Origin of the sequence: Chenggangzhangella methanolivorans (genome assembly GCF_019797865.1) — a bacterium.
Taxonomy (GTDB): domain Bacteria; phylum Pseudomonadota; class Alphaproteobacteria; order Rhizobiales; family Methylopilaceae; genus Methylopila; species Methylopila methanolivorans.
Genome location: NZ_CP081869.1, coordinates 71153 through 83707, shown reverse-complemented (window position 1 = coordinate 83707; position 12555 = coordinate 71153). Strand labels below are relative to the sequence as shown.

Annotated in this window: 11 protein-coding genes and 1 pseudogene; 10 read left to right on the top strand and 2 right to left on the bottom strand. The window is 70.2% G+C overall.

The features are described from left to right. Positions 1 to 25 precede the first annotated feature (25 nt). The 10 genes and pseudogenes from K6K41_RS00395 (at position 26) to K6K41_RS00350 (ending at position 9789) form a co-directional block, all read left to right on the top strand. Positions 26 to 1147, top strand: a complete 1122-nt coding sequence (locus K6K41_RS00395; protein ID WP_261403483.1) for an ABC transporter permease — start codon at positions 26 to 28, stop codon at positions 1145 to 1147. Continuing rightward, the gene (locus K6K41_RS00390; protein ID WP_261403482.1) at positions 1147 to 2067 is read left to right on the top strand and encodes an ABC transporter permease; all 921 of its coding nucleotides are present in this window, start codon (positions 1147 to 1149) and stop codon (positions 2065 to 2067) included. The genes K6K41_RS00395 and K6K41_RS00390 overlap by 1 nt, the downstream gene beginning before the upstream one ends. 23 nt (positions 2068 to 2090) lie before the next feature. Next, complete coding sequence (gene biuH / locus K6K41_RS00385) at positions 2091 to 2792, top strand: biuret amidohydrolase (protein WP_378148621.1); 702 nt, start codon at positions 2091 to 2093, stop codon at positions 2790 to 2792. After that, positions 2792 to 3846: pseudogene (gene atzD, locus K6K41_RS00380) on the top strand (cyanuric acid amidohydrolase). The gene biuH and the pseudogene atzD overlap by 1 nt, the downstream one beginning before the upstream one ends. Then, positions 3843 to 5360, top strand: a complete 1518-nt coding sequence (locus K6K41_RS00375) for an ABC transporter ATP-binding protein (RefSeq protein ID WP_261403481.1) — start codon at positions 3843 to 3845, stop codon at positions 5358 to 5360. The pseudogene atzD and the gene K6K41_RS00375 overlap by 4 nt, the downstream one beginning before the upstream one ends. Then, positions 5360 to 7171 (top strand): allophanate hydrolase, encoded by a 1812-nt coding sequence (gene atzF / locus K6K41_RS00370; RefSeq protein WP_261403480.1) that lies wholly within the window; start codon positions 5360 to 5362, stop codon positions 7169 to 7171. Before K6K41_RS00375 ends, atzF begins: the two co-directional genes overlap by 1 nt. After that, positions 7171 to 7380, top strand: coding sequence for a DUF4089 domain-containing protein (locus K6K41_RS00365; protein ID WP_261403479.1), 210 nt, complete (start codon positions 7171 to 7173; stop codon positions 7378 to 7380). Before atzF ends, K6K41_RS00365 begins: the two co-directional genes overlap by 1 nt. After that, positions 7377 to 8729: an AtzE family amidohydrolase gene (locus K6K41_RS00360; RefSeq protein WP_261403478.1), complete on the top strand. Its 1353-nt coding sequence runs from the start codon at positions 7377 to 7379 to the stop codon at positions 8727 to 8729. The genes K6K41_RS00365 and K6K41_RS00360 overlap by 4 nt, the downstream gene beginning before the upstream one ends. Further along, the gene (gene hpxZ, locus K6K41_RS00355; RefSeq protein ID WP_261403477.1) at positions 8726 to 9121 is read left to right on the top strand and encodes an oxalurate catabolism protein HpxZ; all 396 of its coding nucleotides are present in this window, start codon (positions 8726 to 8728) and stop codon (positions 9119 to 9121) included. The genes K6K41_RS00360 and hpxZ overlap by 4 nt, the downstream gene beginning before the upstream one ends. A 5-nt stretch (positions 9122 to 9126) precedes the next feature. Continuing rightward, the gene (locus tag K6K41_RS00350) at positions 9127 to 9789 is read left to right on the top strand and encodes a cysteine hydrolase family protein (protein ID WP_261403476.1); all 663 of its coding nucleotides are present in this window, start codon (positions 9127 to 9129) and stop codon (positions 9787 to 9789) included. Positions 9790 to 10049: 260 nt separating this feature from the next. Here K6K41_RS00350 and K6K41_RS00345 read toward each other — a convergent pair whose 3' ends face one another. Both K6K41_RS00345 and K6K41_RS00340 read right to left on the bottom strand, forming a co-directional pair. Next, on the bottom strand, positions 10050 to 10925 hold the full coding sequence (locus tag K6K41_RS00345) for a hypothetical protein (RefSeq protein WP_261403475.1): 876 nt from the start codon (positions 10923 to 10925) through the stop codon (positions 10050 to 10052). A gap of 270 nt (positions 10926 to 11195) precedes the next feature. Next, positions 11196 to 12554: an 8-oxoguanine deaminase gene (locus tag K6K41_RS00340; protein ID WP_261403474.1), complete on the bottom strand. Its 1359-nt coding sequence runs from the start codon at positions 12552 to 12554 to the stop codon at positions 11196 to 11198. Position 12555: the final 1 nt, after the last annotated feature.

Genomic DNA, 12555 nt, shown 5'->3' with positions numbered 1-12555 from the left:
GGCCTTTGGGCGGGGAGACGCTTCCATGGCCGATGTGACCGCGACCGACGTCGCAGCGCCCCTGGCGCCGCCGAAACTCTCCGGCGCGATCGCCTTCGCGGCGCGCCGCGCCGAAGGGCTGGTCATCCCGCTCGCCGCGCTCATAGCCGGCATGGCGGCCTTCAGCCTGTTCCTGCTCGCGCTCGGCAAGTCGCCCACGCAGTTCTTCGAGCTGATGTGGCGTGGCGGCTTTGGCTCGTGGTTCTCGCTGCAGAACGCGCTGCTCCGGGCGACCCCGCTGCTGTTCGCCGCGCTCTGCGTCGCGCTTCCGGCGCGGCTCGGCCTCACCGTCATCGGCGGGGAGGGCGCGATCGTGCTCGGCGGCGTCGCGGCGGCGGCCTTCGGGCACTGGCTGTCCGGGCTTCCGGCTCCGATGGTGATCCTCGCCATGGGCCTCGCCGCCATGGCGGCCGGGGGCCTGTGGATCGGCGCGGTCGGGGCGCTCCGGCACTACCGGGCGGTCAACGAGACGATCTCGAGCCTGCTGATGGCCTATATCGCCATCGCGCTGATGAACCAGCTGGTCGAGGGGCCGTTGCGCGACCCGGCCTCGCTCAACAAGCCCTCGACCCATCCGCTCGCCGAGGCCTACCGCATCGGCCCGATCCCCGGCATGGACGTGCATTGGGGGCTCGTGGTCGGAATTCTGGCCTGCGTCGCCTGCTGGGTGCTGATCGACAAGACCCGCTGGGGCTTCGCCGCGCGAGTCGCGGGCGGCAACGTGCGCGCGGCGCAGATCCAGGGTCTGAGCGTCGGCCCGCTCATCGTCGGCTTCTGCGCGCTCGCCGGCGCCTTCGCGGGCCTGGCCGGCATGTTCGAGGTCGCGGCGGTGCAGGGCACGGCCAACGCCTCGCTCGCGATCGGCTACGGCTACACCGGCATTCTGGTCGCGTTCCTCGCCCGCCAGAACCCGCTCGGGTGCATCCCGGTCGCCTTCCTGCTCGGCGGCATCGCGGCCGCCGGCGGCCTGATCCAGCGCCGCATGGGCCTGCCGGACGCCACCATCCTCGTGCTGCAGGGCATGCTCTTCATCACCGTGCTGATGAGCGAGACGCTCTACGGCCGCTTCAAGATCTTCAACCCCGACCGCTGGAAGAGGGCCGCCTGATGGAAGACATCGGCCTGTGGGGCGTGCCCCTCGCCATCCTCGGCGGCGCGATCCGCGTCTCGACGCCCTTCATCTTCGTCAGCCTCGGAGAGGCGGTGACGGAGCGCTCGGGCCGCATCAATCTCGGGCTCGAGGGCACGCTCGTCTTCGGCGCGATGGCGGCCTACGCGGTCGCGGTCGAGACCGGCTCGCCCTGGTTCGGCGTGCTGGCCGCGATGGCGGCGGGCGCTGGTTTCGGCCTCGTCCATGGCTGGATCTGCTCGTTTCCGCGGGTCAACGACATCGCGGTCGGCATCGCGCTGATGCTGTTCGGCATCGGCCTCGCGTTCTTCTTCGGCAAGCCCTACATCCAGCCCTCGGCCCCGCCGCTGCCCGCGATCGGTTTCGGCGACTGGTCCGACATCCCGCAGGTGCGCGCCGCGCTCAACGTCAACGTGCTGTTCCTGTTCGGGGCGGCGCTCGCGCTCGCGCTCTGGTGGGGCTTCAAGAACACCAAGATCGGGCTGATCGTGCGGGTGGTGGGCGACTCGGCGGACTCCGCCCGCGCCATGGGGCTCTCGCCGACGACGGTGCGCCTCTTCGCCACCGCCTTCGGCGGGGCGCTCGCGGCGATCGGCGGGGCGTATCTCTCACTCTACTATCCGGGCAGCTGGAACGAGCGCATCTCCTCGGGCCAGGGCTTGATGGCGGTCGCGCTCGTCATCTTCGCGCGCTGGAACCCGATCGGCTGCTTCGCCGCCGCCATGCTGTTCGGCGGCGCGGGCGCGCTCGGGCCGGCGCTTCAGTCGGTCGGCGTCACGCAAGGCTACTACCTGTTCTACGCAGCCCCCTACATCCTCACCCTTCTCATCATGATCGCCACCTCCTCGCCTGGCCGCCAGCTCGCCGGCGCGCCAGGAGAGCTGTCGATCACGAAGTGAGATCCGAAGCCGGAGCAGGTTCCATGAACATGCACGCCCGCGTCGACCAGCGTTTCGTCGAGGCCGAGCCCTACAAGTGGCCCTACAACGGCGACCTGAGGCCGGAGAACACCGCGCTCATCGTCATCGACATGCAGACCGACTTCTGCGCGCCCGGCGGCTATGTGGACGGCATGGGCTACGACCTCAGCCTCACCCGCGCGCCGATCGAACCGATCAAGCGCCTGCTCGCCGCGATGCGGGCCGGCGGCTACCACATCTTCCACACCCGCGAGGGCCATCGCCCGGACCTCGCGGACCTTCCCGAGAACAAGCGCTGGCGCTCGCGCCAATTCGGCGCGGGCATCGGCGACGCGGGGCCCTGCGGCCGCATCCTCGTGCGCGGCGAGCCCGGCTGGGACATCATCCCCGAGCTCTACCCGGTCGAGGGCGAACCGATCATCGACAAGCCCGGCAAGGGCTCGTTCTGCGCGACCGACCTCGAGCTGATCCTCAAACAGCGCCGCATCGACAACATCGTGCTGGCGGGCGTCACCACCGACGTCTGCGTCCACACCACCATGCGCGAGGCCAACGATCGCGGCTTCGAATGCGTGATGCTGGAGGACTGCTGCGCCGCGACCGACAGGGGCAATCACGAGGCCGCGCTCAAGATGATCAAGATGCAGGGCGGCGTGTTCGGGACGGTCGCGACTTCGGACGCCTTCATCCGGGCGATCGCCTGATGGCGTCGATGCGCGCCGTGGTGAAACGGGTGGCGGCGGCCAGCCCGGACGACGTCTCGGGCGTCGAGGCGCTGTTCGACGCCGGGCTCGATCTGGCTTCGGTCGTCGCGGTGCTCGGCAAGACGGAAGGCAACGGCTGCGTCAACGACTTCACCCGCGGCTTCGCCACGCGCTGCTTCGAGGACCTGTTCGCCCGCCGCGGAGCGGGAGACGTCGCGATCGTGATGTCGGGCGGTACGGAAGGCGCGCTGTCGCCCCACTGGACGGTGTTCGCGCGTGAGGCGAGCGACGAAGAGCCCACCCGCGCGCTCGCGGTCGGGATCGCCCGGACAGCGGATCTTGCGCCCGAAGACCTCGGGCGGCGGGGCCAAGTCGAGATGGTGGCAGAGGGCGTCGCCAAGGCGATGGCGGACGCCCGGGTCGAAACCGCGGACGACGTCCATTTCGTGCAGGTGAAATGCCCGCTGCTGACCGCCGCGCGCGTCGAGGAGGCCTCCCGACGGGGCGTCACGACCGCGACCGGCGACACGCTGAAGTCCATGGGCCTGTCGCGCGGAGCCTCGGCGCTCGGCGTCGGGTCGCGCTCGGCGAGGTCGCGGCGGACGAGATCGGGGACGCGGACGTCTGCCGGAACTACGGGTTGTTTTCCGGCCGCGCCTCGGCGTCGGCCGGCGTCGAGCTCGGGGGCCACGAGATCGTGGTGCTCGGCATGGGGGAGGGCTGGTCCGGCCCGCTCGCGATCGACCATGCGGTGATGGGCGACGCGATCGACGTGGCCTCGGTTCGCGAGGCGCGCGAGCGGATGGGCGAGGGGATCTTGGTCGCCGCGCTCGCCAAGGCCGAGGCCGATCCGACGGGCCGGATGCGCGGGCGCCGGCACGTCATGCTCGACGACTCGGACATCTCCTCCACCCGCCACGCCCGCGCCTTCGTTGGCGGCGCGCTGGCGGGATATTTCGGCGAGACGGAAATCTACGTCTCCGGCGGCGCCGAGCATCAGGGGCCGCCCGGCGGCGGCCCGGTCGCGATCATTCTGGACAGGAGCCAGCCATGAGCACAGCCGTTTCGGTCGAAGCCGTTAGCATGACGATGCGCTTCGGCGCCTTCACGGCGCTGGACGACGTCTCGGTCAAGGTCCCGGCGGGCTCGTTCCACGCGCTGCTCGGCGAGAACGGCGCGGGCAAGTCGACCCTCGTCAAATGCATGATGGGCTTCTACACGCCGACTTCGGGCCAGATGCTCGTCGACGGCAAGGAAGCCGTGATCGCGAGCCCGAAGGACGCCGACCGGCTCGGGCTCGGCATGGTCTATCAGCACTTCACGCTGGTGCCTTCGCTGACCGGCGCGGAGAACCTCGTGATCTCGCGCGAGAACGCCCCGAAGATCATCGACTGGCGCAAGGAGCGCCGCGACCTCGCCGACTTCATGACCACGATGCCGTTCCGCATCCCGCTCGACGTTCCGGTCGCCTCGCTTGCGGCCGGCGAGAAGCAGAAGCTCGAGATCGTCAAGCAGCTCTATCTCGGCCGCCGCTTCATCGTGCTCGACGAGCCGACCTCGGTGCTGACGCCCAACGAGGCAGAGGAGATGCTCGGCCTCGTGCGCGGCATGACGAAGGCCGGCGACCTCACCGTGCTGATGATCAGCCACAAGTTCCACGAGGTGACGTCGTTCTGCGACGACGTCACGGTTCTGCGGAAGGGCAAACGCACCGGCTCGGGCTCGCTCGGCGAGCTCGACCGCAAGAAGATGGCCGCCATGATGATCGGCGACCAGCCGATCGCGGCGCTCGACAGCCGCTCCGCGACGCCCGCCGACGCCAAGCCCGTGCTCACCGTCACCGCGCTGAAGGCCAAGGACCGCACCGGCCTGAAGTCGATCGCGGTCGACGGGCTGACGGTGCGGTCCGGCGAGATCGTGGGGATCGCCGGGATTTCGGGCAACGGCCAGAAAGAGTTTCTCGAGGTGCTGGCCGGCCAGCGGGCGCGCGAGGCCGGCGAGGTGGCGGTGAAGGCCGCGCCCTACGCCTCGACCCGCGAGCAGTCGCGCAAGCTCAACGTCCGCTTCATCCCGGAAGAGCCGCTGCGCAACGCCTGCGCGCCCAGGATGACGGTGGCGGAGAACATCTCGTTCCGCACCTTTGACCTCAACAAGGACGGCAAGCCGGTCGCCTGGATCAGCGCCCGCGCGATCCGGACCTACGCCACGAAGCTCATCGAGCAGTTCAAGGTGAAGACCGCGTCGCTGTCCTCGCCGATCCAGTCTCTGTCGGGCGGCAACGTGCAGCGCGCGGTGCTGGCGCGCGAACTGACCGGGGAGGTCGATCTGCTGATCGTCTCCAACCCCTGCTTCGGGCTCGATTTCGCGGCGGTGGCCGAGATTCGCGCCCGCATCATGAAAGCCCGCAATGGCGGCGCGGCGGTGCTGCTGATGTCGGAGGATCTCGACGAGCTGATGGAGCTCTCCGACCGCATCCTCGTGATGTCCGACGGGGCGCTGGTCTACGAGACGCCGATCGCGAGCGCCGACGTCCATGTCATCGGCGAGCACATGGCGGGGCATCACTGATGGCGCGCCCGCTCGAAGGGCTTGGCCTCGACCTCGCCTCGCTCGCCGCAGCCTACGCCGGCGGGACGACGCCGGCCGACGTCGTAGACGAGGTCTTCGCCCGCATCGAGGCCTGCGGGGATCCCGGGATCTTCATCTCGCTCGCCGACCGCGCCGCCCTCCGCGCGGCCGCAGAGGCGCTCGGCGCGACGCCGGACGGGCGGGCGCTCTGGGGCGTTCCCGTCGCGGTGAAGGACAACATCGACGTCGCAGGCCTCGAGACCACCGCCGCATGCCCCGCCTTCGCCTATCGCGCGGCGGAAGACGCGGTCGCGGTCTCCCGGCTGAAGGCGGCTGGCGCGCTCATCGTCGGCAAGACCAATCTCGACCAGTTCGCCACCGGGCTCGTCGGCCTTCGGACGCCCTATCCTGTCCCGCTCAACGCCGTCGATCCGTCGCTCGTGCCCGGCGGATCGAGCTCGGGCTCCGCGGTGGCGGTGGCCAAGGGACTCGTCGCCTTCGCGCTCGGCACCGACACCGCCGGCTCCGGCCGCGTGCCGGCAGGGCTCAACAACATCGTGGGGCTGAAACCGACCGTCGGCGCGATCCCGACCAAGGGCGTCGTGCCCGCCTGCAAGTCGCTCGACTGCGTCTCGGTCTTCGCGCTGTCGGTCGACGACGCCTATGCGGCCTTCTCCGCGATGGCGGGCTTCGAACCCTCCGACCCGTTCTCGCGCGACGTCCGGACCGCGCCGGTCGGCTTGGCCCCGCCGAAGTTTCGCGTCGGCGTCCCGACGCCCCAGACCCGCAGCTTCGGGGGCGACCCCGCGGCAGAGGCCGCCTACGAGGCGACGCTCGCCGACGTCGCGGCGCTCGGCGGCGAGATCGTCGAACTCGACTTCGAGCCGTTCTTCGCGGTCGCGGGGCTGCTCTACAGCGGACCCTTCGTCGCCGAGCGGCAGGAGGCGATCCGCGGCTTCATCGAGACCAACGCCGACGACATCCATCCGGTGACGCGCCAGATCATCGAGGGCGCGCGCCGCTTCGACGCCGGCCACGCCTTCGGCGGCATGTATGAACTCGCGGCGATGAGGCGCGCGCTCTCGGGCCCGCTCGGCTCCGTCGACTGCCTGCTCGTGCCGACCTATCCGCGGCCCCGCACCGTGGCCGAGGTCTCGGCCCATCCGGTCGGGCTCAACAGCGAGTTCGGCGCCTACACCAACTTCGTGAACCTGATGGATCTCTGCGCTCTCGCGGTTCCCGGCCGCCCGCGGCCCGACGGGCTGCCGGCCGGCGTCACGCTGATCGGCGCGGCAGGCGCCGACGCGCGTCTCGCCGCGATCGGAGAGCGGCTCCACGCCATGGGCGAAACGCCGCTCGGCGCGCTCGGCCTGCCGGCTCCGGCCGCGCCCGATCGCGCGCCGGCTCCCGCGCCCGACGAGACCGCGATCGTGGTGGTGGGCGCGCATCTTTCCGGCATGGCGCTCAACGGCGAGCTCACTCGGCTCGGCGGGCGCTTCCTGCGGGCGATCGACGCCGCGCCCTGCTACCGGCTCTATGCGTTGCCCGGAAAGGTCGCGAGGCCAGGCCTCGTGCGCGTCGCGGAAGGCGCGGGCGCTGCGATCGCGACCGAGATCTGGGCGCTGCCGTCGGCCAATGTCGGACCGTTCATCGCGGGCGTTCCGGCGCCGCTCGGCTTCGGGACGCTGCGCCTCGCCGACGGATCGACGGCGCTCGGCTTCCTCGCGGAGGCGATCGCCACGGACGGGGCGGAGGACATCACCTCGTTCGGCGGCTGGCGCGCCTACCAGCGCAAGCGGGCGGCGGCGTGATGGCCGACGACGCCGCCGCGCTCGAAGCGCATCTCGACGCCGCCGCCGCGCTGCTCGGCCTTCGGGTCGCGCCCCAATGGCGCGCCTCCGTGCTCGCCCATCTTGGCGTGACCGTGACCGCGGCGCGGCTCGTCGACGCCTTTCCGCTCGAGGACGAGATGGAGCCCGCGCCGATCTTCGCGCCGATCGCTCCGGGAGGCGCCGCGTGAGCCTGGCCGCCGCCAGACCCGAGCCCGGCCCCGCGGAGCAAGCGGCCGCCGCCGCGCTCGCCCGGATCGACGCGCTCGACGGGCGCGTCGGCGCCTTCACCGACGTGACGGCCGAGCGTGCGCTCTCCGCCGCGCGCGCGCTCGACGCCGGCGCCAATTCGGGCGCGCTTGCGGGCGTCGCCTTCGCGGTCAAGAATCTCTTTGACGTCGAAGGGCTCCCGACCCGCGCGGGCTCAAGGATCAACCGCGACCGTGCGCGTGCGACCCGCGACGCCGCTCTTCTGACGCGCATGGAGGCGGCGGGGGCGATCCTCACCGGCGCTCTCAACATGGGCGAATACGCCTATGACTTTACAGGTGAAAACATTCACGACGGGCCCTCGCGAAATCCCCATGACCTCACGCGCATGTCGGGCGGTTCGTCGGGCGGGTCGGGCGCGGCGGTGGCGGCCGGATTGGTCGATGTCGCGCTCGCCTCCGACACCAACGGTTCGATCCGGGTGCCCTCGGCGCTCTGCGGCTGCTTCGGCCTGAAGCCGACGTACGGACGGCTCACCCGCGCCGGAACCTTCCCCTTCGTGCAGAGCCTCGACCATCTCGGTCCAATCGCGCGCTCGACCGATCTTCTGGCGCGCGCCTACGACGCCATGCAGGGGCCGGACGCCGAGGATCCCGCCACCACGACGCGCGCGCCGGAACCCGCGGCTCCGTCGCTCGACGCCGGCTTCGCGGATCTCCGGATCGCCACGCTCGGCGGCCATTTCGCGCGCGGCGGCGAGGCGGAGTGCTTCGAGGCGGTGGCGCGCGCCGCGGCCTGTCTCGGGGCCGAAGCGGTGGTCGAGTTTCCCGAGGCCGCCCGCGCCCGCGCCGCGGCCTATCTCATCACCGCGACCGAAGGCGCGGCGCTTCACCTCGAGCGCCTGCGCGCGCGCCCGGACGAGTTCGACCCCGCGGTGCGCGACCGGCTGATCGCCGGCGCGACGATCCCGTCGGCCTATGTGGCCAAGGCCCAGCGCTTCCGGCGCTGGTTCGCGCAAGAAGCGGCGCGCGTGTTTGAGACGGTCGACATCCTGCTCGCGCCGTCGACCCCCTGCCGGGCCCCGGCGCTCGGTCAGAAGACCTTCACGCTCGACGGCGTGACCTTGCCCGTGCGGCCGAATCTCGGCGTCTACACCCAGCCGATCTCCTTCATCGGCCTGCCGGTCGCCTGCGCGCCGATCTTTCTTGACGAGGGCCTGCCGCTCGGCGTGCAGATCATCGCGGCGCCCTGGCGGGAGGCCGACGCGTTGCGCGTCGCCCGCGCGCTCGAGGCGGCCGGCGTGGCCGAATTCCGAAAGGCGAAGCTGTGAGCATCGAGTCCGAGATCGACATTCCCGAGGTGAAGGCCGAGGTCGAAAAGGCCTTCGCGACCTATGAGGCGGCGCTGACCGGCAACGACGTCGCGACGCTCGAGGCGCTGTTCCGCGACGATCCCCGCACGCTCCGCTACGGCGCGACCGAGAACCTCTACGGCATGGACGAGATCCGCGCCTTCCGCCGCGGCCGGTCCTCGAAGGGGCTCGACCGCACGCTCGAGCGCACGCAGATCACCACCTACGGCCGCGACTTCGCGGTCGCCAACACGCTGTTCCGGCGCGAGAACGCGCCCGGCAAGATCGGCCGCCAGAGCCAGACCTGGGCGCGGTTTCCCGACGGCTGGCGGGTGGTCTCCGCCCATGTCAGCGTCATCGACGAGGAGTAAGGGCGATGGTGACGATCGACGCGGAGCCGCAGCCGATCGCGGTGGACCTTGGAAGAACCGCGCTCGTCATCATCGACATGCAGCGCGATTTCCTCGAGCCCGGCGGCTTCGGTGAGACGCTGGGCAACGACATCTCGCTGCTTGAGGCCGCGATCGCGCCCTGCCAGGCGGTGCTGGCCGCGGCGCGCGCCGCCGGAATGCTGGTGATCCACACCCGCGAGGGGCACCGTCCCGACCTCTCGGACGCGCCCAAGGCCAAGGTGGAGCGCGGCGAGCCGAGCCTCAGGATCGGCGCGCAAGGCCCGATGGGCCGCATCCTGATCCGCGGCGAGGCCGGCCACGACATCATCGCGGCGCTCAGACCCGCGCCCGGCGAGCCGGTGATCGACAAGCCCGGCAAGGGCGCCTTCTACCAGACCGATCTCGAACTGATGCTGAGGAACCGCGGCGTCGACACGCTGCTGGTCTGCGGCGTGACGACGGAGGTCTGCGTCAACACCACGATCCGCGAAGCCAACGACCGCGGCTATCGCTGCGTCGCGCTTTCGGACTGCTGCGCGTCCTATTTCCCCGAGTTCCACGAGATGGGGCTCCGGATGATCAAGGCGCAGGGCGGCATCTTCGGCTGGGTGTCGAGCTCCGGGGCCGCGATCGCCGCGATGGCGTGAGGCGCTCTCCCTCGTAAGCCGTTGTTCCGTTGGAGCCCCCGCCGTCGTGCCCGCGCCTTCGCGCGGGCATTCACGACTTGGTCAAAAGCGCGCGGCGACAGCCGAAATCGTGGATACCCGGCTTTGCCGGGCATGACGGCGGTGCGTCCGGTGGGCCGGCGGCTCTCTTCTCCCCCAGGCCGAGGCATAAAAAATGGCCGGCGAACCTGTCGCCGGCCATGTTCAAGTTTGGGAGGAAACCCGGAGAGAGGGAGGAAAGATCAGAAGCGCAGCACCGCAAGCGCCTGGAAGCGGCTCTCGTCGACCTTCGAGCCGAGCTTGTTGACCCAGAGCTGGTATTCGGTGCCGAGGAAGAACACGTCCTTCTTGCCGGTGATCGCGTAGCCGGCGTCCCAACGCAGCTGCGGCTGGGCGAGGAACCAGTCCTTCTGCTTGATCTTGAAGCCGTCGATGTTGGTTTCGACGTTCCACGTATATTCCCAGTGGCCCTCGAAGCTGAAGAACTGGCCGGCGATCTCGAACGGCGCGGCGAAGGAGTTGTCGAACTGCCAGCCGTCCTTCTGGCGCCCGTTCGGCCCCTTGTGGTCGCTGTCGTCGAGCACGGCGGTGAACTGGGTGCGGAAGAACGCGAAGCCCGGAACCTTCCAGTCGACATAGATGCCGGGGAGGTAGCTGCGATAGTTGGCGTCGGCGTCGGCGTTGATGCCCGCCACCACGCCGACGTCCTTGATGATGCCGTCGCCGTAGTTCACGCCGAGCAGCTTCGAGGACGAGAAGTAGGCGTAGAATTCGCCGTAGGCGTCCTTGTCGTTGAAGCCGTCGCGCTTGTTGTCGTCGAGGAAGTCGATGAAGAAGAACACGTCGCCGAACACCCAGCTGGAGGCGTGCTGCAGCGTGACGATGGGGGTGTAGTTCGGGTCGCCGCCCGGCGCGAAGGGGTTCTTCAGCCGGCCGAGCTGGAACTGGATTTCGGTGGTCGAGAAGGTGAAGGGCGCGGGCGTCGCGGGAGCGGGTTCGGCCATGTCGGCCGCGACCGCCGAGGTCGCGCCGCCGGCCAGGACCGCAGCGGCGACGGCGCCGAGCGTCCAGGACTTCAGGTCGGCGAAGGATTTGCTCGAATTCCAAAGACGCGTCATGTCACAAGGCTCCCCGTCGAGCGTAGTTCGCCGCACCCGCGCAAGATTTTGCGCGCGGCTTTCGTCTCGAATTACATCGACCCCCGATGCTTCGACGAGAGTCACATGACCGAACCGGACGGTCAATATGACGAGGACGTGAAAGCTGTAGTCGTTCGCAAGTGTATCCGAGGGTACACAGTGGCGTGAAAAGAGGCGCGAGAAGACGTGACTTGATCGATCTTTGATCAATACCGGCCGGCGGACGCGCAGTTGGTGCAAGCCGGCGCCTTAATGCGAGTCATGGATCAGCGCGCGGGCGAGCGCTGCATGGCGTTCGAGCGCCATCTCACGGTCGACCGTAACGCAGCGGCCGCGCTCGACCACCACGCGGCCGTTGACCACCGTCAGGTCGGCGCGCGCCGGACCGCAGAAGACGAGCGCCGCGACCGGGTCCCATTGCGCGCCCGCGAAGGCGACGTCGGAAAGGTCGAAGGCCGAGACGTCGGCGGCCTTGCCCGGCGCGAGCGCGCCGATGTCGTCGCGCCCGAGCGCCTTCGCGCCGCCGAGCGTCGCGAGTTCGAGCGCCTGCCGGGCGGTGAGCGCCGCGCCGCCCTTGGCGACGCGCTGGAGCAGCAGCGCCTGCCGCGCTTCGGCGAGCATGTGGCCGCTGTCGTTCGAGGCCGAGCCGTCGACGCCGAGCCCGACGCTGACGCCCGCCGCCATCATCTCGCGCACCGGCGCGACGCCGCTGCCGAGCCGCATGTTGGAGCAGGGGCAGTGCGCGACGCCCGTGCCGGAGCGGGCGAAGAGGCCGATCTCCTCGGCGTCGAGCTGGACGCAGTGGGCGTGCCAGACGTCAGGCCCGCACCAGCCGAGCGCCTCGGCATAGGCCCCCGGGCGCACGCCGAACCTTTCCAGCGAATAGGCCACGTCCTCGACGTTCTCGGCGAGATGGGTGTGCATGCCGACGCCGTAGCTTCGGGCGAGCTCCGCGGAGTCCCGCATCAGTTCGCGACTCACCGAAAACGGCGAGCAGGGCGCGACGCCGACCCGGACCATCGCGAACCGTGAGGGGTCGTGGAACGTCTCGATCACGCGGCGGCAGTCGCGGAGGATGGCGGCCTCGTCCTCCACCAGCGCGTCGGGCGGCAGGCCGCCCTTCGACTCCCCGATGCTCATCGAGCCACGGGTCGCGTGGAAGCGCAGGCCGATCCCGGTCGCGGCCTCGATGGAATCGTCGAGCCGCGCGCCGTTCGGAAACATGTAGAGGTGGTCGGAGCTCGTGGTGCAGCCGGTCTCGGCGAGCTCCATCAGGCCAATGGTGGTCGAGGCGCGGATGTGCTCCGGGCCCATTCGGCCCCAGATCGGGTAGAGCGTCTTCAGCCAGCCGAACAGCAGCGCGTCCTGCGCGGCCGGGACCACGCGGGTGAGGTTCTGGTAGAGGTGGTGGTGGGTGTTGACGAGGCCGGGCGTCACGACGCGGCCCGCCATGTCGATCACGCGGTCGGCGGTCTGCGGAAGCTCGGCGGTCGTCCCGACCTGTTCGATCACCCCGTCGCGGGCGAACAGCGCCCCGTCGGCGATTTCGCGCCGCCCGTCGTCCATGGTGACGAGCACGTCGGCGCGGCGGATCAGAAGGGTCGGCAAG

Bases quoted from the DNA above. Each gene is read 5' to 3' on its own strand.
- K6K41_RS00390 (WP_261403482.1), top strand. From the start codon at position 1,147: ATGGAAGACATCGGCCTGTGGGGCGTGCCCCTCGCCATCCTCGGCGGC.
- biuH (WP_378148621.1), top strand. From the start codon at position 2,091: ATGAACATGCACGCCCGCGTCGACCAGCGTTTCGTCGAGGCCGAGCCC.
- atzF (WP_261403480.1), top strand. From the start codon at position 5,360: ATGGCGCGCCCGCTCGAAGGGCTTGGCCTCGACCTCGCCTCGCTCGCC.
- K6K41_RS00350 (WP_261403476.1), top strand. From the start codon at position 9,127: ATGGTGACGATCGACGCGGAGCCGCAGCCGATCGCGGTGGACCTTGGA.
- K6K41_RS00375 (WP_261403481.1), top strand. From the start codon at position 3,843: ATGAGCACAGCCGTTTCGGTCGAAGCCGTTAGCATGACGATGCGCTTC.
- K6K41_RS00345 (WP_261403475.1), bottom strand. From the start codon at position 10,925: ATGACGCGTCTTTGGAATTCGAGCAAATCCTTCGCCGACCTGAAGTCC.
- K6K41_RS00395 (WP_261403483.1), top strand. From the start codon at position 26: ATGGCCGATGTGACCGCGACCGACGTCGCAGCGCCCCTGGCGCCGCCG.
- K6K41_RS00365 (WP_261403479.1), top strand. From the start codon at position 7,171: ATGGCCGACGACGCCGCCGCGCTCGAAGCGCATCTCGACGCCGCCGCC.